The organism is Pseudomonas idahonensis, assembly GCF_037903935.1.
In the GTDB taxonomy this organism is placed as follows: domain Bacteria; phylum Pseudomonadota; class Gammaproteobacteria; order Pseudomonadales; family Pseudomonadaceae; genus Aquipseudomonas; species Aquipseudomonas danubii.
In genome coordinates this window covers 5484411-5505382 of record NZ_CP149586.1, presented here as the reverse complement: position 1 = coordinate 5505382, position 20972 = coordinate 5484411, and the positions used below count along the sequence as shown (strand labels likewise).

Sequence of the window (20972 nt, the reverse complement as noted above, 5' to 3'; positions counted from 1 at the left end):
ATTTTAAAGGAATAACCTGATGGCTTTTTCTCTGTCGCGCCTGTGCCTGCTAGGCGCTGCGTTGCTCTGCGTACCCCCTCTGCAAGCCAGTGAGCCGACCCCGGCAACGGCGGTTACCCCACCCGACTCCGAGCTGATCCAGCGTGGCCTGTACGTGGCCCAGCTGGGTGACTGCATCGCCTGTCACACCGCCAAGGGCGGGGCCACCATGGCCGGTGGCCTGGAGCTGAAGACGCCCATGGGCACCATCTACTCCAGCAACATCACCCCGGATAAAAACACCGGTATCGGCCGCTACAGTTTTGAAGAGTTCGATCGCGCCATGCGCGAAGGCGTCACCCCTGACGGCAGCCATCTTTACCCGGCCATGCCCTATCCGTCCTACGCCAAGATGACCGAAGAGGACATGCGCGCTCTCTACGCCTACCTGATGCACGGCGTGGAACCGGTGGCCCAGGGCAACCTGGAAGCCGACATGGGCTTCCCCTTCAACCAGCGCTGGGGCCTGTGGTTCTGGAACCTGGCCTTCGTCGACAAGCAGCCGTTCAAGCCCGATCCAGCCAAGGACGAGCAGCTCAATCGCGGCGCCTACCTGGTCCAGGGGTTGGGTCACTGCGGTTCCTGCCATACGCCACGGGGCATTGCCTTCCAGGAGAAGGCCATGAGCGACACCGAGTCCGGCGGCCAGCACTACCTGGCCGGCGAGACGGTGGAAGAGTGGCGCGCCCTGAGCCTGCGTAACCTGTGGACCGTGGAAGACACGGTGCAACTGCTCAAGACCGGGCAGAACCGCTTCGCCACGGTGTCCGGCAACATGGCCGACGTGATCCACCACAGCACCCAGCACTTCACCGACGCCGACCTGACCGCCATCGCCGCGTACCTCAAGTCCCTGCCGGCCGGCAAGGATGACCTGCCCATGCCTTCGGTGGCCCTGACCCCGGCGGCCCCGCCGAACAACCTGTTCACCTCCCGTGGCGGCCTGGGTTACGCGCAATTCTGTTCCGACTGCCACCGCCAGGACGGCGCCGGCGTGCCGCAGATGTTCCCGTCCCTGGCGGGCAACCCCAGCGTCGCTTCGGCCAACCCGACCTCCCTGCTGCACATCACCCTGACCGGCTGGCAGACCGCGCAGACCGCGGCTCATCCGCGGGTCTACACCATGCCTGGTTTTGCTCAGCTGGCGGACGGCGAGATCGCCGAGATCCTCAGTTTTATCCGCAGCAGTTGGGGCAACAACGGTTCGGCCATCAGCGCTGAGCAAGTGAAAAAGATGCGTGCGCAACTGAGCCCGCAAGTGGAAAGCACCCTTTTCGAAACCCCGCGCCTGGCCAACCTGCTGGCGGCGCCGAATGCCGAGCAAGTGGTGCGTGGCATGCGCCTGCACCTGGAAACCAAAGCCCTGTTGCCGGACAACGTCGGCAACTCGCTGAACTGCACCAGTTGCCACCTCAACGCCGGCACCGTGGCTGACGGTTCACCTTTTGTCGGTGTCTCGGCGTTCTTCCCCGGCTACGCGCCGCGGGCGGGCAAGACCATCACCCTGGAAGAGCGCATCAACGGCTGCTTCCGCCGTTCCATGCACGGCAAGCCGCTGCCGGTGAACGGCGCCGACATGCAAGCCATGGTGGCCTACTTCGAGTGGATGAAGATGAACACTCGTCCCGAAGACAAGGTGGCCGGGCGCGGCGTGGGCAAGATCGACCCGGCCCTCAAGCCTAACGCCGACAATGGCAAGCAGGTCTATGCCAAGCAATGCGCGGTGTGCCACGGCGCGGATGGCGAAGGCCTGAAACGGGCCGACGGCAGCCTGATCTTCCCGCCGTTGTGGGGCGATCAATCCTTCAACATCGGCGCCGGCATGGCCCGCACCTACACCGCAGCGGCCTTCGTCAAACGCAACATGCCGATTGGCTTCCACGAGAAATTCCCCCTGGGCCAGGGCGGCCTCTCGGATCAGGAAGCCCTGGACGTGGCCGAGTACTTCTCCCACCAACCGCGTCCGGACTTCCCGGACAAGGTCAAGGACTGGCCCAACGGTGGCCGCCCGGTGGACGCTCGTTACTGAGGGCTTGACCCTGTAGCCGCCGCCTTGAGCTGCGGCTACAGGCCCCGCAGAAAAATCTGCCGACGCTCCCTGGTGCCGAGGTAAGATCGCCATCCTTTGTCTCAGCCTTCGCTGGCGGTCCCATCAAGGATGAATCATGCGGCTGCATTCGATCCTGTTGCTGAGCCTGTCACTGGGGCTCGGCGGCTGTACCTTTGTCTCCACCCTCAAAGCCACCACCGTGAGCTACCGGGTGCCGGCCGATGCCGGTGAAACCGCGCTGATCCGCATCGTCGCCCAGGGGCTGGTGCGTGGCGTGCCCTACAGCGATTGCATCGACTGGCGCAAACCGAGCTCCGGGCTGATGGTTCGCCCCCATCGTGGTATTGCCAATCCCAACTTCCGCAACCTGGGCATTCCCATGACAGCCGCCACCGACCGCATGCGCCGTCAGGAAGGCTTTGGCGCCAACGAGCTGAAGATCCCGGCCAATCGTCCGTTCGCCTTCATGTTCTACAACACCGAGCCCGGGATGGATAAGGACTACCGCTTTGTCTGCGAACAAAGCGTGACCTTCGTTCCCGAGGCCGGTGCGACCTATCAGATGGTCTTTCTCCAGGACCAGATGTGCACAGCGATGCTGCGCAAGATCGACGATCAGGGCGAGATGCTGCCGGAACGGGTGGCACTGCGGCCTACCGATTACTGCAGTGCTGATGCGCGTTAGGGCTCGAACCTAGGGCGCATAGTGCTTGCAGATTTCCTCCCAGATATAGGCCCCGCGAAAGCGGATCCAACGGATGAACAAGCGCACGCGAAACGCCTGCCAGCGGTTGCTGCGCCGAAGCGCCAGGCTTGCCTCGATCTCCTCCAGCAAGGGCTCGCGAGCAAAGCCCATCCAGATTTCCGGGATCACTGCCATCAGGTTGATGTAGCACACCGGCGCCACCTCTTCGTAGAGAATGCGCTCCACCTCGGCCCGGTCATAGGCCTGGGTTTCGCGGGCGATGTAGGCGTAGTCCACCTCGTTATCGACAAAGGCGTCCGATAACACGTAGCGAATATCGTCCCGCTGCTTCGGGGTGATGTCTGATGACACGCGGTGCTCCTTCCTTGGGCTTTCGGGGATCTGCCTGGCGCGCTGGCGGATTCTATCTCGGCGCAATCATCCGTGTCGGCGCCGCGCCATTGGCATTGTGCTGGAGGATGGTCACCGGCTGGCCCTGCTGATTGAAAAACACCTGGCCGATCCCCGACGAATTCCACAGCCGCTCCCCGGCTTCGGCATGCTCGGGCACGTGGGGTATCACCTTCATCCGCCGGCGCTTGGTGAACCAGTTCAACGGCGAGCGCGGCGAGTAGAGCCAGCGGTTGAGGCGGTCGAACCATTCCAGCAGGGTGTCGGGGAATTCGTTCTTGATGCCGCTGCTGGTGATCTGCCAGATGCGCGGGCCGCCCTGGCGGTGACGGATCAGCACTTCGTAGACGAAGGAATAATGCACATCGCCGGAGAGAATCACGTAGCTGCCCGGGGTTCGCGAGTGGCGGAAGATGTTCAGGATCACCTGGGCCGAACCGCGATGGGCCATCCAGTTTTCCGCGTCCACCAGCAGCGGGTAACCGCACCAGCTGAAGACTTTCTGCACCGTCTCGATCAGCTTGACGCCGAAGATCGGCGCCGGTGAAACGATGATCGCCGAGGGGTGATCCAGCAGTTCGTGTTGCAGTTCGCACAGGGCCTCCCAGTCCAGCAGGCCCGAGGGCTGGCCCAGGTTGGACTCGCTGCGCCAGCGCCGGGTGCGGGTGTCCAGCACCACCAGGGCCGGGGTGCTGGGCAAGACGTACTGCCACTGCGCAAAGCGCAGCAACTGGTCGATCAAATCGTCCTGGGCCTGACGTTGCAACAGGTGTTTCGGGCCTTGTGGCGTGGCACTCAAGGCGCGGGTGTGGTCCAGCAGTTGGGTGAAGGCGTCCGGGTTGTTGCCCCAGCCCTGGCACAGCATGTAAGCCAGCAGCGCGTTGCCGATGATGCGTTTGGAGAAGGGATGATCGTAGGCGGTTTCTTCCCACTGGGCGCTGAGGTTCCAGTCGTCGGTGATGTCGTGGTCGTCGAAGATCATCAAGCACGACAGGTGGGCGAAGACCCGCGCGGCACCCTTCAGGCCCTGGACAAAATCATCGATGCGCTGCTGTTCCCGGGTGTAGCGCGTTTGCTGTTCCGGCGTCAGTTGCGGTGGCTGTGGCGCGATCAGGGTCCAGGGCACCGGTGACCACACCAGCAGGTACATGGCCAGCACCTCGGCGAAGGTCACCAGGTGGTTGTCGGCATTGCTGCTGGTGAAGATCGGCTTTTTCACCCCGCCGAAAAACCGCTCGCGCAGGGTTTCATTGCTCTTCAGCGCCGGGAGCAACTCGGCTCGTCGGTAGTAGCTGGCGTCATGGCGGTACAGCGCCTGGCTGTCGGCCACCACCGCGCCCTCCAACGCTTCATCGAACAGCCCGAGGCGCTCGATCAGGGCGTGAACCGCCCGCAACATGGGCCCGGCCACATCGTCGGCGTACACCTGATCGCCGCTCATCATCAACAAGGCGGGGCGCTGTGCGGGCTCGGGCTGTTGCGCCAGCAGGCGGTCGACGCAGAGCAGGCCATCAGTGGACGGGTGATGGGGCTTGCGGCAGGAGCCGTGGAGCAGGTTGTCGATGCGGCTGTGGAGCACGAACTCCGGAGTCCTGGCATCGCCATACAGCAGGTGCGGCGCCCAGTCGGCAATGGATCGGGCGCCGTCCTCGGCGTCGTTGATCAAGAGGTCATAGGCAATCGTCACGTCCTGGGGCAGGGCGTCGTCCAGGGGCACATCGATCAGATGGATAAAGGCCTGGCGCCCGACGGGGATGACCTGGCATTGCTGCTGATCGAGGGGCCGTTCCAGGGCCGGGCCGCCCGTGGGTTGCAGGCGCAGGGTCAGCGGCAACGCCCTTGAACCCACCAGCCACAGCACCAGCCGCGTTGGCTCCAGGCGGCGCAGCAGCGGGCCGGCAAGAACGGGGGGCAGGGCAGGGGCGGGCTTAGTCAGTGGCATCTGCAGCGGGGTCTCTAGCGGTAGCAAAGGGGGCGCAATGGTAGCGCAGCCGATGTCGAAGAAACGTCGGCTGCGGGCGCCGGGTCAAGGCTTTTGTATCCGATTATTTATGGGCGCTGGCCAGCATCACACCGAATCCGAGAAAGGTCATCCCCGACAGTTTGCCGACGATCCTGGCCCCTCGGCTACTGGACAGCCAGCCCCTGGCGCCGTTGGCCATCAGCGCGTAACCGCTGTGCAGCGCAATCACCAACAGGCTGTAGGACGCCACCAGCACAAAGAACTGGCTGTAGTAATCGCCTTGCGGCTGGATGAACTGCGGGAACACCGCGAGAAAGAAAAAACCGGCCTTGGGGTTGAGCAGTTGGATCGACAGGGCCTCGACAAAGCGCCGTCCGGGGCGGCTTTTAGTGTCCTGGAGTGGCGGAATGAAACTCTGCGTGCGCCACATCTTCACCCCCAGATACAGCAAGTACAGGGCGCCGATGTACTTGAGCAGGGTAAAGGCGGTGGTTGAGGCCGCCAGGACCAGACCCAGGCTGCTGGCGGAGATCCCCGCCACTACAAAGGCGCCCAGGGCGATACCGAAAATGCCCGGCAGTGCCCCGCTCCAGCCGTGGCGCAGGGCGTTGGACAGGGTCAGCACCACCCCGGGGCCGGGGCTGAGAATGGTCAGGGTGGCCAGCAGTAAAAACAGTCCATAACTTGCCATGGAACACTCCAGAAATGAGCCATTGAAGGGGCGCAGCCTGCTCCGCGGTTGGCGGCCTGACAAACGCTTTAATTGCACGGCTGATGTGCCTAAATCAGATCCATGCACAGGCTCTACAAAGCGTCTCAGGCGCCGCTGGCCCGGGCGGGCACCTGGGTCCGATTAGTCACCGCGTCCTGTTGAATCTGCGCCAGCATCCACTCGATAAACACCTGGGCTTCGGGGGCGGCATCGGCGGCGAGCGCGTAGTAATAGCGGGTCAGCGGCTGGTGCAGTTCCGGCAACGGGCAGACCAGCCGGCCGCTGCTCAGATCCTTGGCCAGCAACGAGGCCGGGCACAGCGCCAGCCCCAGTCCGTCGACACAGGCCTGGAGCACGAAGTGCAGATGGTCGAAATGCAAGGTCGGTGGCTGGCGCAGTGGCTTCAGACCGCAGTGTTCCAGCCATTTTTGCCAGTCGTTGGCGCGGGTACGACTGACCAGCAGGGTATGGCGTCCCAGATCCTTGGGGCTGTTCAGCGCTGCGCTTTGCAACAGCGAGGGCGCGGCCACCACCAGGATTTCATCCTCCAGCAAGCGCTGAGGCTGCAGCGATGGCGCCCAGCCCGAACGCCCGCGACGAATCACCAGATCGAAGGTTTCCTTGGCCGGGTCGGGGAGCAGGGTGCTGGTCACCACTTCCGGCTGGATCTGCGGGTACAGCGCCATGAACTGCGGCAAGCGCGGAATCAGCCAGCGCACCGCGAAGGACGGCCGCACATTGACAGTCACCTTGCGCAGGGCAGCGCCGCGGCGCAGTGAGACCGCGGCCGCGGCGATCTGGGTCAGGGCCACGCTGACCTGTTCATAGAAGGCTTGCCCGGCGGGGGTCAGCACCGACTGGCGAATGCGCCGTTCGAACAGCAACACACCCAGGTGCTCTTCCAGCAGTTTGATATGGCGGCTTACCGCGCTGTGGCTCACGTGCAGTTCTTCAGCAGCGCGGCTGAAACTCTCGTGGCGAGCGGCGGCGGCAAAGGCGCGGACGGCGTTCAAGGGGGGAAGGTCAGTGATCATGTGTCTAATTTAGTCACCTATGCGGCGCAATAAAAGCGTTTGTCAGTGCCACATCGTTAACGTCCATCGCGAGCAAGCTCGCTCCTACATCCAGACGTGCCGCTGCGCGAAGCCCTGGAGCAGGTGTCGCAATTGCTGTTCCACGCCAAGCATCTGGCTCGGGACGCGGCGCTGGAGCGGGACGACCGCTATGCCTGGGCCGCTCATTACTTCAGCGAGATGGGCAAGGCGATTGTCGATGATTTGTGCCTGGGGAGCTGGCCGGCTGCCGGGGAAGGGCAGCGCGCGGGTTGAGGTGAAGCTTTAAAGGTCTGTGCAGGCGTAGGGGAGCCCGGAGGTGAGTTGCTCCCCGCCTGCGATTCTCTCAGGCCGAGGCCTTATGCTCTTCGCCGCGTTCAATGCTCTGCGGCTGGCCTTGTTCGATCACCCAGCGCAACAGCTCGGTCACCGACACCCGGTGCTTGCGTTCCACCCATTCCATGCCTTCGGGGCTGTAGTGCTCGCTGTAGCGGGTCAGCACCAGGTAGTGCTGGTCGTCGGACAGGCGCAGGCTGACTTCGCGGCAATGCAGGCTGGCGTCGGCGAGTTTGGTCACCCGTTGCAGCAGCATCAGGGCGTGTTGATCGGAGGTCGGCAGGGGCAGATCCTGCGCGACGAGAGGGGCCGGGGCGGGGTTGATCAGGCGCATGGTCAGGGTTCTCCAGCAAGGGGAAGCCGATGCTGGCAGGCAAACCTTGCGCAAAGATGTCTGCTTTATTGCGCCGCTGAAGGTTTGTTACTGCGTTGAAATATATGACGCCGGGCGGCGAATGGTTTTAGATAACCGCTTATTCCGACTTGAAGTGATGTCCGCTGGTGAGCCGTCTCTTGATCGTGGACGACGACATTGAAGTCCTCGCGCTGCTGAAGAAATTCTTTGTCCAACAGGGCTATCAGGTGGCCGTGGCCACCGATGGTGCGTCGCTGTGGGCGGCGCTGGAGCGCGAGGTGCCGGACCTGATCATCCTCGATCTGATGCTCCCCGGCGACAACGGCCTGACCCTGTGCCAGCGTCTGCGCCAGCAGCACGCCACGCCGGTGATCATGCTCACCGCCATGGGCGAGTTGAGCGACCGGGTGGTGGGGCTGGAGATGGGCGCCGACGATTACCTGAGCAAGCCTTTCGATGCCCGTGAGCTGCTGGCCCGGGTGCGGGCGGTGCTGCGCCGGGCTGGGGAGAGCCGGCCGGTGAGCGGCGAGGTGCCACGGCCCTTGATCAAGTTCGCCGACTGGCAACTGGACCTGACCCGCCGCGAGCTGCGCTCGCCGGACCAGGTGATGATTCCGTTGTCGGCGGGGGAGTTCGACCTGCTGCTGGTGTTTGTCGAGCACCCGCAGCGCATCCTCACCCGCGAGCAGTTGCTGGACCTGGCCCGGGGCCAGGCCCATGACGCCTTCGATCGCAGCATCGATGTGCAGGTCAGCCGTCTGCGGCGCAAGCTGGAGTTCGACACCAAGCGCCCGGCGATGATTCGCACCGTGCGCAACGGCGGTTACCTGTTCACCCCCAGCGTGACCCGCCAGTGAAGCTGATCAAGCCCCTGTGGCGCTATCGACTGCGCGACACCGTGGCGCGCTGGATTGCCCTGACCATCATCATGGCCATGCTCACCGCCCTGGCGTTCAATGCGCTCTTCGTGCAGTTGGCCGGGGTCTGGGCCTATCCACCGCTGGCGGAAACCGGGTTGCTGGAAAAGTCCGCGGCCATCGTGCGCATGATCGAAGCCTCGGAGCCGGGCCAGCGCCCGCAACTGGCGGCGGCGGTCAGCAGTGATCACCTGAGTATCCGCTGGCAGCCGACTCGCCAGGGCTTTGCCCTGCCTGAGCTGGACGACCCTGAGTATCGGGTCGGCTCGGAAGGTATCCGCGCCATGCTGCAACCGCCCCAGCGACATATCGAGGCCTACCAGCCCAGTGACTGGCCGGGCCCGGATGGGCGTTACGCGTTGCTGGTGCAACTGACTGATCAGAGCTGGGTGATGTTTTCCTCGGCGTCGCGCAGTTGGGGCCTGGAGGAGGGCACGCGCAACCTGATCGTGATCGCTCTGGTGCTGATCTCCACTGGCCTTGTGGCCTTGATCGCCACGCGCCGGCTGGCCAAGCCGCTGCAGCAGTTCGCCCAGGGTGCGCGGCGCTTTGCCGTGGACTTTCGCGCGCCGCCCATCGATCCGGTGGGCCCCCACGAAATCCGCCAGGCCATCCTCGCCTTCAACGCCATGCAGGCGCAGTTGCAGCACTTCATCAAGGACCGCACGCAGATGCTCGCGGCCATCTCCCATGACCTGCGCACGCCGCTGACCCGCATGCGCCTGCGCGGCGAGTTCATCGAAGATGCCGATCAGCAGCAGCGCCTGTTTCGTGATGTGGACGAAATGCAGGCCATGATCAATTCGGCCCTGGAGTTCTTTCGCGACGATGCACGGCTGGAACAGGCCACCCATTTCGATCTGGCCGAGCTGCTGCAGACCCTGGTGGACGACTATCGCGACCAGTCCATGGAGATCCTTTTCAGCGGGCCGCCGCGCCTGGTGTATTGCGGCCGGCCCCTGGGGCTCAAGCGGGTGATGACCAACCTGCTGGATAACGCGATCAAGTACGGGGGCGAGCCGGCCATCGTGCTGGAGCAGGGCGCTGATCAATTGCGGGTGCGGGTGCTGGACCGTGGCCCGGGAATTGCGCCCGAGGCGCTGGAGCAGGTATTTGCGCCGTTCTACCGGCTGGAGAGTTCGCGCAACAAGAGCACCGGTGGCGTGGGCCTGGGGCTGTCGGCGGCGCGTGCCATCGTTCGCGAGCATGGCGGCGAGTTGCGTCTGTTCAATCGTGAAGGCGGTGGGTTGGAAGCGCGGGTGGAATTGCCGCTGTAGCCGCTGCCGCAGGCTGCGACAAGGCCCGAAGGGCCTTGCGAAGTCCTTCGAGCGCCCAGGCCGGCCGATCCCGGCCTGGGCTCACTGAATCCGTTGCGGCTCAGGACCAGTCGAAGCAGAACAGCACCAGGCCTTCCACCGGCTCATAGAACATCACGATCAGGTCGGCGCCGCTGATGCCGTAGTGGTAGGCCGGAACCCCGAGCACGTGTTGAAAGCGCCGGCCCGCGGGGCTCAAAGGCCAGACGTCGATGTCGCCGCTGTCATCGGTGGCCTCGACGATATCCATGGGGAACTCCACGGTTTCCACCCAATTGCCGTAACCCTCGGCGACACCGCCGATCTCATCGATAAAGGTCAGGCGCTGCTCGTCATCTTCCGGCCAGGTCAGGTAGCCCAATTGCTGGTAGCGCTGGCGCGCGGTCTGGTAGGCGGCATGCTGCTCGGCGTAATGGCGTTGCAGCTCGCTGCGCAAGTTACGCTGTGGTTCGGGCAACTGGGCGTTGTCCGGGTGCAGAAAGAAGTAGCGCGGGTCACCGCACAGGCGGTAGCGACCGTGCTCGATCTTGAAGCCGATCCAGTTGGTTTTCAGCAGCTCGCTGCCAAAGCCGCAGTGTTCCGTCAACTCGCCCACCAACCCCTCGTGAGGTTCGATGGGGCTTAACAGGTGCAGGCGCCCGGACCATTCGGGGTTGATCAGGCTGGCGTCTATGGACAGCAGCGGCAGCAGGTGCTCGGCCAGCTCTTGCTGGTCGGCGACGAACACGTCCTTGGCGTCGGGAAAGGCCATGGCGCCGGGAGGCAGTTGGGTGTAGTGCGCGGTGGCAACGGTGGGCATTGATCGAGTCCTTGATGATTGGGCATGTATGGCGCGCAAGCGCGGTCGCGATTTTGCGGGGTTGCTGACGAATGAACAATCCGTTGGCGGCGCGCAAGGACAGCGTTTGTCTGCACGGTTCGGTCATGGGGGCCGCGGTGTGTAGGCGGTTTCAGTGGAGGTGGGGTGATCAAACCGTTTGAAGGAGGGGAGGTGGCGAGAGGTTGCGGTGGCGAACGGGGCGTAAACCTCAAGGTTGGCGCCCCGTAGCGTGTTGCAGTGATGCTCAGGCCGACAGGGCCAGTTTTGTAGCGCCGGCATCTGCCGTCGCCTGGGCCTGGGTGCGCTCATCTTCTTCCAGCCCCCGGGAGGCGCGGCCCACCAGCAGTGGGTCCGGGGCGTGGGCGACTTTCAGGTCCTTGCCCGGGTAGTCCAGCTCATGCAGGAAATGGCGAATGCAGTTGATCCGCGCGCGCTTCTTGTCGTCGGACTTGATCACCGTCCACGGTGCATCGGCGGTGTCGGTGTGGAAGAACATCGCCTGCTTGGCGGCGGTGTATTCGTCCCACTTGTCCAGGGACTTGATGTCGATGGGGGAGAGCTTCCAGTGCTTGAGCGGGTCGTCCCGGCGTGAGATGAAACGTCGCAACTGTTCTTCCCGGTTCACCGAGAACCAGAACTTGAACATCAGGATGCCGCTGTTGCACAGCATGCGTTCCAGCTCCGGGGTCTGGCGCATGAACTCCAGGTATTGCAGGGGCGAGCAGAACTCCATCACGCGTTCGACCCCGGCGCGGTTGTACCAGGAGCGGTCGAAGAAGACCATTTCCCCGGCGGTGGGCAAATGCTGGATGTAGCGCTGGAAGTACCACTGGCCCTTTTCCTGTTCCGAGGGCTTTTCCAGGGCCACGATCCGCGCGCCACGGGGGTTGAGGTGTTCCATGAAGCGCTTGATGGTGCCGCCTTTACCGGCCGCATCACGGCCTTCGAACAGCACCACGATGCGCTGCCCGGTTTCCTTGACCCAGCTCTGCACCTTGAGCAGCTCGATCTGCAGCTCGTTCTTGGCCTTTTCGTACTCGGCGCGGCGCATGCGGTTGCGATAGGGGTAGTTGCCCGGCAGCGCAGCGGACACGCTGTCTTCATTGGAACCGCGAGGCGCGCTGGCCACTTGCAGGGCCATGGGCTTCTGGCTGATGGCGTTGATTTCGGCTTCGGCGGCTTTCACCGGGGCGGTCTTGGTTGTGCGTGGGCGGCGAGGGCGCGGCGTAGCCGCTTTGCGTGGAGCAGCCTTGGTGCTGGCAGGGCTGGTTGTGGCCGGAGCGTTTTGCGCTGGGGCGGGAGGCACGGGCAGGGCGGTGGATTCTTCACTCATGGGAGGGGGGCCTGTAGTTGCGTTCAATGTCCTCCGGTCATTTTTAGGGCTGGGCAGTTGGCGGCCGTTGATCTCGATCAAGTTTGTAATAAGGAAAAGTCGGTAATCAGTTGAGATTTTTTCGGCGGCTCATTCGGGAGCTATCTGACCTGGGGCGCTGGCCATACGGCTGACGATGGCGCCGCAGGATCTTGGTGCGCGCAGCGGTGAAAGGACGGCGGATATCAATCCGCCTCCTGTCGTTTTCAGTGAGCCAGAGCCGGTCGCCGGTCCGCAGGATCGCGCTGGCCGGGCTTGGAGGCTGCCGAGGTGGCGGCACTGTGTCGGGTTTGCAGGGAGCCGAACGAGGTGATGTAACCGGCAATGGCGCTGGCGACCACGGTCGGCGGGCTGGCCAGCCAGACCTGACCTGGACCGGAGCGCCCCGGAAAATTCCGGTTGATGGCGCTGACGGTGACCTGCTCCTGGTGGGTCGATGAACCAGGGCCGCAGTTGGCGCAGGCGCCGCAGGCCGGCTGCAGCAGTTGCGCGCCAAAGGTTTCGAAGGCCGGCAGGTAACCCTGCTCCTCGCAGTAGTCGCGAACATCCACGGTGCCGAATTGCAAATAGAGTTTGACCTCGGGATGCAGCCGCAGGTCGTTTTCCAGCGCCCAGTTGATCACCTCGAAATAATGATCGAAGTCATCGCGCTTGCCGGCGGTGCAGGAACCGCCATAGGCGATATCGACCCTGACCCGCTCGGTCAGGTCGGTGAGGCGCTGTCCATTGCCGGGGTCGCCCGGAGCGGCAATCATCGGCAGGATCTGATCGCAGTCGAGGACGATCGTGTCGGCGTACTTCGCCTCGGGGTCGCTGGTCATCCAGGGTTCGAGCACGAAGTCGAGCTGGCGTCGCTCCTTGAGAAAACGAACGGTCTCCTGATCGGGCACGACGATCCCGCTGAAACCACCCAGCTCCGCTGTCATGTTGGTGAGGGTGGTGCGTTCGTCGGTGGACAGGAACGCCAGGGCCGGGCCACCGAATTCGAAGATCTTGCCGACGCCGTGGCCGGCTTTGATCCGGCTATCGGCCAGCAGGGCCAGCACCAGGTCCTTGGCGGTCACGCCGGCGGACAAGCGGCCGACCAGGGAAATGCGCAGCACCTGTGGATACACGGTCCTGACCGAGCCGGTCATGAAGGCGTTGGCCATGTCGGTGGTGCCCACGCCAAACGCCAGGCAGCCGAGTGCGCCGCTGTGGGGGGTATGGGAGTCGGTGCCGACCACGACTTGTCCGGGCAGGGCATAGTGCTCGGCCATCATCGCGTGGGAGATGCCCTCGCTGCCTTCGGCCGGCAGATAGCCGTGGGCGCTGAGTCGATGCTTGGCGACGAAGTCCCGATGGGCTTGAGACAAGCCATCGAGTTCGCCCACCAGGCTCTGTTGCAGGTGCGCCGGGCTGCGGTGTTTGTAGGACAAGTGGTCCTCAAACGCCAGGATCGATTCCGGCTGGTACACAGAGAAGCGTTCGCCGAAGGCATCGTGGAGCAAATGGGCGCAAAGCCCGGTGTAGTACTCGTGGATAAAGCGCCAGTCGGCCTTCAGCAGAATGCCGGCGCCCTGCTCGACACGTTCGGCGCCGGGGGCCTTGAGCAAATGCCGATGAATGATCTTCTCGGCAAAAGTCAGGGGCCCGGTGGGCTGCTGCGGCGATGCTTCTGCGGGCTGGTCCGGCTGCTGACGCAAATGCTCGCGCCCGTAGTTGAGCAGCCCGCCGCTGCGCAGAATGGCCGTGGACAGCGCATCCCTGTTGCCGATCAGTTCCTCCAGCGCCAGCTCCTCGCCAGCCTGCAAGCGCGGCACCAAGGACAAGTCGGTGGAGGTCAGCAGCCCGATGTTGTCGGCGTTCTGTCGGTAGATGCGCTCGAAGCTTTCGGCAATGACCAGGCGGATGCCGGCTTTTTTCTCCGCCAGCGGGCTGTGCTCGCGGGAAGAACCTTTGCCGTAGCGGGTGCCCGCCACGCTCACTGTAAAGCCTCCGGAGGCGACATCGTCCTTGCCGATAGGCAGCACCGGGCCCGTCTTGAGGCCGACATAAGGGTATGAACCCAGCCGCTGGTCAAAGAAAGCCAGCACCGGAATCGGCGTTATTTCATCCGTTGAAATGTCATCGCGCAGGGGCTGTGCCTCCTCGAGGGTCAGTGTTTGCCCCCCCAACTGCCGTGACACTTTCAAAGGATCGCTGCTTAGAAAAAGCAGCTTTGCGTCAAGCTTGAAACCCATGATTTACCCCAAAAGAAATGGCCGACGGTTTCAGATCAAGTGCCGACCGTCATAGACGCTGTTGTCGTAGGCGGCATGCTTGGCGGCCTCGGCGGCTGGCGCTGGTTTCGCGGTCACGGCGCCTCCCCAGGTGGCATAGATCAACGCGCCCTTGGAGGACTTCCAGGCGTGGGTGCTGCCTGGCGGGTAAATCACCAGGTCGCCCTTGAGGTAAATCCCGTTTTCATCCTCAAAGTCACCGTCGAGGATCAGAAAGGTTTCATGGCCGTGGTGGTGGTGAGATTGGGCGCTGGCGCCGGCTTCGCAACGGATCAGGGCAATGCGCTGGGCACTCTCCTGGCACTCGAACAGCGTGTGAATGCTGGCGCCGCTGCGACCCAGTTGTTGATGAGTCGACCATTGGATCGAATCCGGCTCGCTGGATACATTCAGCAGATTGAAAACTGTCGGGTTCATGGATGTGCGCCTGTTATAGAGAGGAGGTGATGAAGCTGAAGGTCGAGCTGATGTTCGCTGTGCGGGAGATTCTTTCTATCGCCGCCAGGTGACGCTCCTGGGTCACCGCCGCGCAGGCATCTTCGAGCACGGTGATCTTGAAGTCCCTGTCATGCCCGTCGAGGGTGGTGGCGAGGATGACGTGTTCGGTCGACACCCCTGTCAGAACCAACTCTTCAATGCCTTGGGTGCGGAGTATCAATTCCAGGTTGGTTTGATAGAACGGGCTGACCCGGCTCTTGGCGATCACGATTTCGTCCTCGCGGGGGCGCAGGTCTTCGTGCACCTGGGTCGACCAGGTCTGCAACTTCAAGACGCCATGCTCCTTGGCGGGAGCGAAGACTCGGGAGTGCGGGGGGAAGCCTTCATAGTGAGCGTTGAAACCGACGACGATAAAGATGATCGGCAGGTGATTGCTGCGGGCGTAGTTCAGGGCCGACGCGGCCTTTTCCAGCACCCGACGTTCCTGGGTCTGTTGGTAATAGCCTTCACGGGCATAAACCCCTTCGGGATGGACAATTTCATTGATGAAGTCCATGACCAGCAGTGCTTTGTTTGCAGACATCATTCATTCCTTTAAATGAGGGGGGCGATCAGGCCACTTCAGTGATTGCCACAGGCGCTTGTGCGTAGGCCAACTGCAGTGCATCGGACGCCACGTAGTGGGCATCCTGGGCAAAGTCGGTCCAGAAGCCCGGGCGGCTACTGCCGGCCTGCATGAACCAGCGAGTGTGCTCGGAAGGCAGGCCCAGGACGTAGAGCCCCTTGATGGGCTGGCCCGCGCGGTCGATCGGGTGATAAGGGCCGGGGGTGACGGCAACGCCGCCGGTGACGAAGGCCTCGTCGATCCCCTGGTTGATGTAGTTGGTCCAGTACCCGCGCCGCACCAGGTTTCTGGTCAGCGGTGACGGGTCTCTAAGCAAGTCCGGCGAAGGGATTCGCCCGTCGATGACCACATCGATCAATTGCCTGGAGTGACGGACCCGAGGGGATTCGATGCTGAACTTGCGGTGCTGGGTATCGATGCCATAGACCGTTTCAGGTCCCACCAGCGTCAGTACCCCCGCAGCGATCAGGGCGCGGATTTGCTCGGTGCGGTAAAGGGGCGGCCCCGCGGTGAGAAACAGGCTGGTAGGGGCGTAGTACTGTAGGAAATCTTCTTGATGCGAGCGGGGAGTCAGCCGGCCGAAATCCACCACGCTCCTGATCAGGGCGCGGGTATCGCGAATGGTATCCAGGGCGGCTTTCATCGGGTTGTCGACGTTGCCCTCGCGGGCGCTGCACAAGTCGTCTTCCAGCACCCGATCAAGGGCTAGGGCAAAGTCTGCCGGGCTGTGGAACTCTTGGGCGCGGAACGGCCTGGCCAGTCGGTCCAGTTCCAGGACCGGAAGGTCGCTCACGCCGAAATCGGCAGCCGCGGCGACCAGGGCTGGTAACGAGAACAGTTGCTGTTGCGCCACGCGATGCTTGAACTGCTGTTCGGCTGCCTGCCCCGCCTGGGCCCGTATGGCGGTGGCGAAGTAGACGATGTTGATTTCCACCAGCAACAGCGGGAGCACTTCGGTAGCGAACTCGATGTGACCGCGTTTTTGCAGCGCGTCGATCTTGTCGCGGGTGATGCACAGCGGTTGGTACTGAAAGTTCGGGCCTTTCTGGTTGCGGCCCCTGGCGGGGATCAGCATGCCGCTGCGGGAGCCGGCGAACAGCTTGGGTTCACGGTGCGACGGGATGTAGGTGGTGACACCGTCGACAACGCTGAAGCGGCCTCCACGACCGACCGTCAGGGCGGCGACGATGTCGTGGAACGCCAGGCCCAGGCCGACGATTCCCACCTGCTGCTCAGACTGGATTCGCGACAGCGGCATGTCGGCTGCGGAGTCGCCGCGAAAGAACTCCAGCCCGGTCGTCTGCTGGGCGAACTGTTGCAGCTCCCTTTCCCAGCCGATCAACTCGGGGGTTGGGTGCCCGGTGGCGATGACCACCTTGTCGACCTGGAGAAAAGCCCCGTTATCCAGCTCCAGGGTTTGGACGTTTTCCTCGTTGAGCAGATCGACGACCACCGCCGGTACGCGCTGCAGCGAAATGTTCGGCGTGAAGCTGGCCTCGATGGTCGACAGGACGAATTGCATGTACTCGCCATGTACCGCGCGCGGCGCATAGGCATTGGGCCCCGGGTAGGCTGGGTCCACGGAGCTCCACCACTGTGCCAGCGACGGCCCGGCGCCCGGCCTGATCGGGCCGTCGTCCAAGGGCCCGGAGAAGGACGAAACCTCCTCGGCGACGGTATTCATCACGTAGTGGCGTGGTTGATCGGTGCGCCAAACCCGGCCGGAGCCCATTTGCGCGCTGTCGATCAGATAGACCATGACTTGTTTGAGCGGGGCGTCCATGAGCATGAGCGCGGCCAGGCGCTCCAGCACAGACAGACCACGGGGGCCGCTGCCGATGATAGCGATACGGTGTGCAGGCGACGAAGGCGTGATGTGTCGCAGAGACATACTGACTCCTGTTTGTATGTGATGACGGTTCAAAGGGGCGGGCAATTATTTGAAGGCTTGATGAAAGCGCCTGATGGCTTCGTCTATGGCTTCATCGCTACCGGCAAAGGACAGTCGGATATAGCCTTCGCCCCCCTCACCAAAGGCCGTGCCTGGGGTGACGGCGACTTTCGCGGTGCTGAGCAGCCAGCGGGTAAACGCCAGGGAGTTTTCAAAGCCCAGGTCGGCGATGGAGGCAAACAGATACAGTGCGCCCTCGGGGGCTACGCACTGGATGCCGGCAATGCTCTGAAGGCCTTCAATCAGCCGGTCGCGGCGCTTTTGATAGGAGGTCACCATGTCGGCTATCCGGTGTTGGCAACCTTTGAGGGCCGCAACGCCGCCGCGTTGAATGAAGGAGCCCGCGCAGCCGACGGTGTGCTGATGGACTTTGAGCAGCTCATTGGAAATGCGCTCGCAGCTGACGACGTACCCCAGGCGCCATCCGGTCATCGCGTAGGCTTTGGAAAAGCCGCTGATGGTAACGGTGATGTCCTGGGCGCCTTCGATGCTGGCGATGCTTATATGGCGGGCCTGGCCGTAGATGACCTTTTCGTAGATCTCATCGGAAATGATGTACAGCCCGTGTTTCAACGCTACCTGGACCACCCCGCTGACCTCTTCGCGGGTCAGCACGCGGCCGGTGGGGTTGTTGGGGTTGTTGATCAGAATGGCTTTGGTGCGTGGCGTGATCGCCTGTTCCAGGGCGTCGGCTTCGAGCATGAAGCCGTTTTTGCCGTCCAGCGGCACGGCCTTGACGGTGGCGCCGGCCATGGCCGCCATGGCCTTGTAGCTCACCCAGCTGGGGGTTGGGATGATGATTTCATCGCCCTGGTCCAGCAAGGTCATCAATGTGATGAACAGCGCGTGCTTTGCCGATGGCGTGACAATGATGTTCTTGTCGGCGGCCAGATCGAGCCCATGTTCGGTCTTGTATTTATGGGCTACGGCGTCCAGCAGTGCCTTGGTGCCACGGCTGGGTGTGTAATGAGTGTCACCGTCTGACAGTGCTTCAACGGCAGCATCTACGACATGATTGGGCGTCCTGAAGTCAGGTTCACCACCGCCGAGATCGACGATATCTTCCCCCTGCTCACGCAGGCTGCGCACCATATCCAAAATGGCGTAAGTTTCCGAAAGCTCAAGGTTTTCAACCCGTTTGGAGAATGCGTGTAGGCGCATTTAAATCACCCTGACTGGTCATGCTGATAATGAAGTTATTGTTTTAGCGGTGAACTTAGTCGATGACGCAGCCGGCCCGGTTATTGGCCCAGTACGCTTCGTAACTTTCGGCAGTGCGGGAGTCCTTGAAGGCATAGGTCTTCAACAGCCAGCGCGCAGCGGCACTCTCAGGATTGAGGATGTCGATCTTTTCCCGGTTATGCAGGCCATCCTGATTGGCGAACGTCAGCAGGTCGCCGGTGAGAATGCGGTGGCGCTTGCATTGAGAGCGGGTCATTGCACTTTTGAAAGCAATGAAGGCATCCCGCGCTTCGAGCGGTGCTTCTTCAGCCACGCAGGTCATGGTGTCGAGGAAGCGAATGGAGTGAAGGTTACTCAGGATCGGGTGTTTCTCGGAGGTGCTCAGTTGTTTGTTCATGTCCCGTGAGAAGACATCGAAAACCGTATAGAAGTGTGGTTCACGCAAGTAGGCGATGTGCTTGGGTTCCAGGTTGTTCACGATGTCCGCGCCGTCGATGTAGCCGGTGTAGATCAGGTCATCATCGGGGCAGCGCATGCCCAGCAGGGTGATGTAGTCGGCCCGGACTTTATGGGCGGTGCGGTCATTGTGAAACACCAGTTCGCTGTCGCTGAAGCCGGTGAGTTGTCCGCTGTATTTCTTGATCGCGATGACATCGGTAAAGAAGTCACCCTGGTTTCTGGTTTCGTAGGACAGCAGCGGAGTGCCTGTCAGTTGGGCGAACAGTTCGAGAAAGGCTTCGCTGATGAACTTGTTCTTTTTCAGGTGTTTGTCACTGACTGGATCGTCCGGGTCCAACTCGGGGATGACTTGGTCCATGGGGCAGTTGCGGATCACGTGGATCTTCTGCTGATGGCGAGCGCGTTCATCGCTGATGAGTTGGCAGGCCTTTACAAAACGCTGTGGAACCTGGGAGTGCAGCTCTTTTATTGCTTCTGAGAAGTCGCTGTAGTTCTTGTAGGGCGATAGCTGGACTTGTTCAAGAAGACTCAGTAGTTGCGACTTTTCACCGGCTTCAAAAATAAATAGCGGGATCATTGGTTTCCTCCATGGAATAAGATCGGACTAGTTAATCGAATGGTTAGGCAGTTGGCGTATATAAGTCAGTGCGCGACGCGTGCCGTTCTTAAAGTTGTATGGCACGCGTTATAGTTGTGAAACTTTTATGAACAGCAACTTCAAGCCGAGCCAAGTTCCAGCGCGTAGTTTTTTTCAACACGAGGAAACAGCGGTACGGTCAACAGGGCGCAGAAGGCGGCTGCCAACCACACCAGGCTCCAGGAAAAATGAGTCATCAGGGCGGACGCCGCGATGGGGGTTGCGAACAGCACCACAAACACGCAGGTATTGCCCATGGCCAGGGCGGTACCGGCGCGACTGGCGCCGGCCAGTGTGGCCAGTTCGGTGTAGGCAACACCGTGCCAGGCGGACACGCTGATCCCGGCGACGACCATCACACCGATGATCACGGCGCTGGCCAGCGGGGTTTGGCTGATGCCATAGAAGCTGGCGGCCGATACCGTCCCGCTCAAGGCCAGGAAGGTCAGGGTGCTCAACCAGGCGCAGGCCTTGAGGTAGCTGCGGCGGTTCTTGTTTTTGTCGGTCCAGCGTCCGCTCCAGATCCTGCTGACGATCGCGCCAATCTGGATGACTGCCAGAGTCGCGGAAACCAGGGTGATGTTGATGTTGCCGAAGTCATGAAAGAACACCGCCGCATAAGTGAGAATGGCAAATTGCGGGGCGCAGAGCAGGCCGATGGCCAGGACGATTCGCCAGATTCTCGGGTCTTTCAAGGGGCTGTTGCTGCTCTCCAGGCTCTGTTTTTTTGCCGCGCTGCTGGAGAAGTCCGGCTCATACAGCCATAACCAGGCAAACAGGGCGGCCACCAGGCAGAACAGCGCCGATGCCGTGAATACTTCGATAAAACCGTAGGTATGAGCCAGGTAGGGCAACACCACCGCGCCCAAGGCATAACCCCCGGGTACAGCGGTTTGCCGGATGCTCATGGCCAGCCCGCGCTCGCCTTCCTTGAACCAGGCCATGATGGCCCGGCCGCTGGCGCCGTTGACGCTGCTGCCCAGCAGGCCCACGGTGAACAGCCCCGCCGCCAGCAGGACCACCGTGGGGGCATAAAAGGCCAGCATGGCCAGGATCAGCAAGGCGATGCCGGAGGTCAAAAGCCCGGTCAGCAGAACCGGACGATCCCCCCAGCGATCGGTGAGCAGCCCCCAGGGAATTTCGCTGATGGCGATGCCCAGTCCGAGCACCCCCAGGACCAGCCCCAGCTCAGCGTTGTCCAGCTGATAGGTGGCGCGCATATAGACCGCTGTAGCGGGCAGTCCACCCACCACACTGGAAAAGCTGGCGTTGGCCGCAACGCCGACGCCGAGCACTTTCCAACGGTGACCGTTATCTACAGGCATAAGAATCCCACTAGTTAAATAGTTGTGGGTCAAAAGACTCTCATGGGAGTATCGTCTCGAATATCA

At 62.3% G+C, this 20972-nt stretch carries 19 protein-coding genes; 5 read left to right on the top strand and 14 right to left on the bottom strand.

What is annotated here, in order from left to right; translation table 11 throughout:
- Nucleotides 1-19 precede the first annotated feature (19 nt).
- Nucleotides 20-2068 (top strand): c-type cytochrome, encoded by a 2049-nt coding sequence (locus WIN67_RS24800; RefSeq protein WP_110596396.1) that lies wholly within the window; start codon nt 20-22, stop codon nt 2066-2068.
- Nucleotides 2069-2204: 136 nt separating this feature from the next.
- Nucleotides 2205-2774 carry a hypothetical protein gene (locus WIN67_RS24795; RefSeq protein WP_102880836.1) on the top strand — a complete coding sequence of 190 codons (570 nt, stop codon included), beginning with the start codon at nt 2205-2207 and terminating at the stop codon, nt 2772-2774.
- Between the two features lie 9 nt (nt 2775-2783).
- On the opposite strand, the gene WIN67_RS24790 is transcribed toward WIN67_RS24795, so the two are convergent.
- The 4 genes from WIN67_RS24790 to gcvA form a co-directional block, all read right to left on the bottom strand.
- Complete coding sequence (locus tag WIN67_RS24790) at nt 2784-3146, bottom strand: DUF7079 family protein (RefSeq protein ID WP_170001467.1); 363 nt, start codon at nt 3144-3146, stop codon at nt 2784-2786.
- A gap of 52 nt (nt 3147-3198) precedes the next feature.
- Entirely contained in the window at nt 3199-5127 is a 1929-nt protein-coding gene (locus WIN67_RS24785) for an alkaline phosphatase D family protein (protein WP_339070155.1), read from the bottom strand.
- Nucleotides 5128-5230: 103 nt separating this feature from the next.
- On the bottom strand, nt 5231-5839 hold the full coding sequence (locus WIN67_RS24780; RefSeq protein ID WP_102880834.1) for a LysE family translocator: 609 nt from the start codon (nt 5837-5839) through the stop codon (nt 5231-5233).
- Nucleotides 5840-5964: 125 nt separating this feature from the next.
- On the bottom strand, nt 5965-6894 hold the full coding sequence (gene gcvA, locus WIN67_RS24775) for a transcriptional regulator GcvA (RefSeq protein ID WP_110596400.1): 930 nt from the start codon (nt 6892-6894) through the stop codon (nt 5965-5967).
- Nucleotides 6895-6990: 96 nt separating this feature from the next.
- Here gcvA and WIN67_RS24770 point away from each other — a divergent pair, with 96 nt between their 5' ends.
- A complete protein-coding gene (locus WIN67_RS24770; RefSeq protein WP_170001464.1) occupies nt 6991-7188 on the top strand; it encodes a DUF3077 domain-containing protein in 198 nt (65 codons plus the stop codon).
- Between the two features lie 70 nt (nt 7189-7258).
- On the opposite strand, the gene WIN67_RS24765 is transcribed toward WIN67_RS24770, so the two are convergent.
- On the bottom strand, nt 7259-7582 hold the full coding sequence (locus WIN67_RS24765) for a hypothetical protein (RefSeq protein WP_016968355.1): 324 nt from the start codon (nt 7580-7582) through the stop codon (nt 7259-7261).
- 167 nt (nt 7583-7749) lie between these two features.
- On the opposite strand from WIN67_RS24765, the gene WIN67_RS24760 reads away from it, so the two are divergent.
- Both WIN67_RS24760 and WIN67_RS24755 read left to right on the top strand, forming a co-directional pair.
- Nucleotides 7750-8460: a response regulator gene (locus WIN67_RS24760; protein WP_047305971.1), complete on the top strand. Its 711-nt coding sequence runs from the start codon at nt 7750-7752 to the stop codon at nt 8458-8460.
- The gene (locus WIN67_RS24755) at nt 8457-9797 is read left to right on the top strand and encodes a sensor histidine kinase (RefSeq protein WP_300242051.1); all 1341 of its coding nucleotides are present in this window, start codon (nt 8457-8459) and stop codon (nt 9795-9797) included. The genes WIN67_RS24760 and WIN67_RS24755 overlap by 4 nt, the downstream gene beginning before the upstream one ends.
- A gap of 100 nt (nt 9798-9897) precedes the next feature.
- Here WIN67_RS24755 and WIN67_RS24750 read toward each other — a convergent pair whose 3' ends face one another.
- The 9 genes from WIN67_RS24750 to WIN67_RS24710 form a co-directional block, all read right to left on the bottom strand.
- Nucleotides 9898-10635 carry a hypothetical protein gene (locus WIN67_RS24750; RefSeq protein WP_339070154.1) on the bottom strand — a complete coding sequence of 246 codons (738 nt, stop codon included), beginning with the start codon at nt 10633-10635 and terminating at the stop codon, nt 9898-9900.
- Nucleotides 10636-10900: 265 nt separating this feature from the next.
- Nucleotides 10901-11797 (bottom strand): polyphosphate kinase 2, encoded by an 897-nt coding sequence (ppk2, locus tag WIN67_RS24745; protein WP_170001532.1) that lies wholly within the window; start codon nt 11795-11797, stop codon nt 10901-10903.
- 437 nt (nt 11798-12234) lie between these two features.
- Nucleotides 12235-14196 carry an aconitase family protein gene (locus tag WIN67_RS24740; protein ID WP_339071742.1) on the bottom strand — a complete coding sequence of 654 codons (1962 nt, stop codon included), beginning with the start codon at nt 14194-14196 and terminating at the stop codon, nt 12235-12237.
- Between the two features lie 84 nt (nt 14197-14280).
- The gene (locus WIN67_RS24735) at nt 14281-14706 is read right to left on the bottom strand and encodes a cupin domain-containing protein (RefSeq protein WP_102860381.1); all 426 of its coding nucleotides are present in this window, start codon (nt 14704-14706) and stop codon (nt 14281-14283) included.
- Between the two features lie 13 nt (nt 14707-14719).
- Nucleotides 14720-15310, bottom strand: coding sequence for a cysteine hydrolase (locus WIN67_RS24730; protein ID WP_339070153.1), 591 nt, complete (start codon nt 15308-15310; stop codon nt 14720-14722).
- A gap of 28 nt (nt 15311-15338) precedes the next feature.
- Nucleotides 15339-17243 carry an FAD/NAD(P)-binding protein gene (locus WIN67_RS24725; protein ID WP_102880826.1) on the bottom strand — a complete coding sequence of 635 codons (1905 nt, stop codon included), beginning with the start codon at nt 17241-17243 and terminating at the stop codon, nt 15339-15341.
- Between the two features lie 45 nt (nt 17244-17288).
- Nucleotides 17289-18464 carry a pyridoxal phosphate-dependent aminotransferase gene (locus tag WIN67_RS24720; protein ID WP_306396572.1) on the bottom strand — a complete coding sequence of 392 codons (1176 nt, stop codon included), beginning with the start codon at nt 18462-18464 and terminating at the stop codon, nt 17289-17291.
- Between the two features lie 55 nt (nt 18465-18519).
- Nucleotides 18520-19521 carry a taurine catabolism dioxygenase TauD gene (locus WIN67_RS24715; protein ID WP_249735712.1) on the bottom strand — a complete coding sequence of 334 codons (1002 nt, stop codon included), beginning with the start codon at nt 19519-19521 and terminating at the stop codon, nt 18520-18522.
- A gap of 140 nt (nt 19522-19661) precedes the next feature.
- Entirely contained in the window at nt 19662-20906 is a 1245-nt protein-coding gene (locus WIN67_RS24710) for an MFS transporter (protein WP_102880824.1), read from the bottom strand.
- Nucleotides 20907-20972 lie beyond the last annotated feature (66 nt).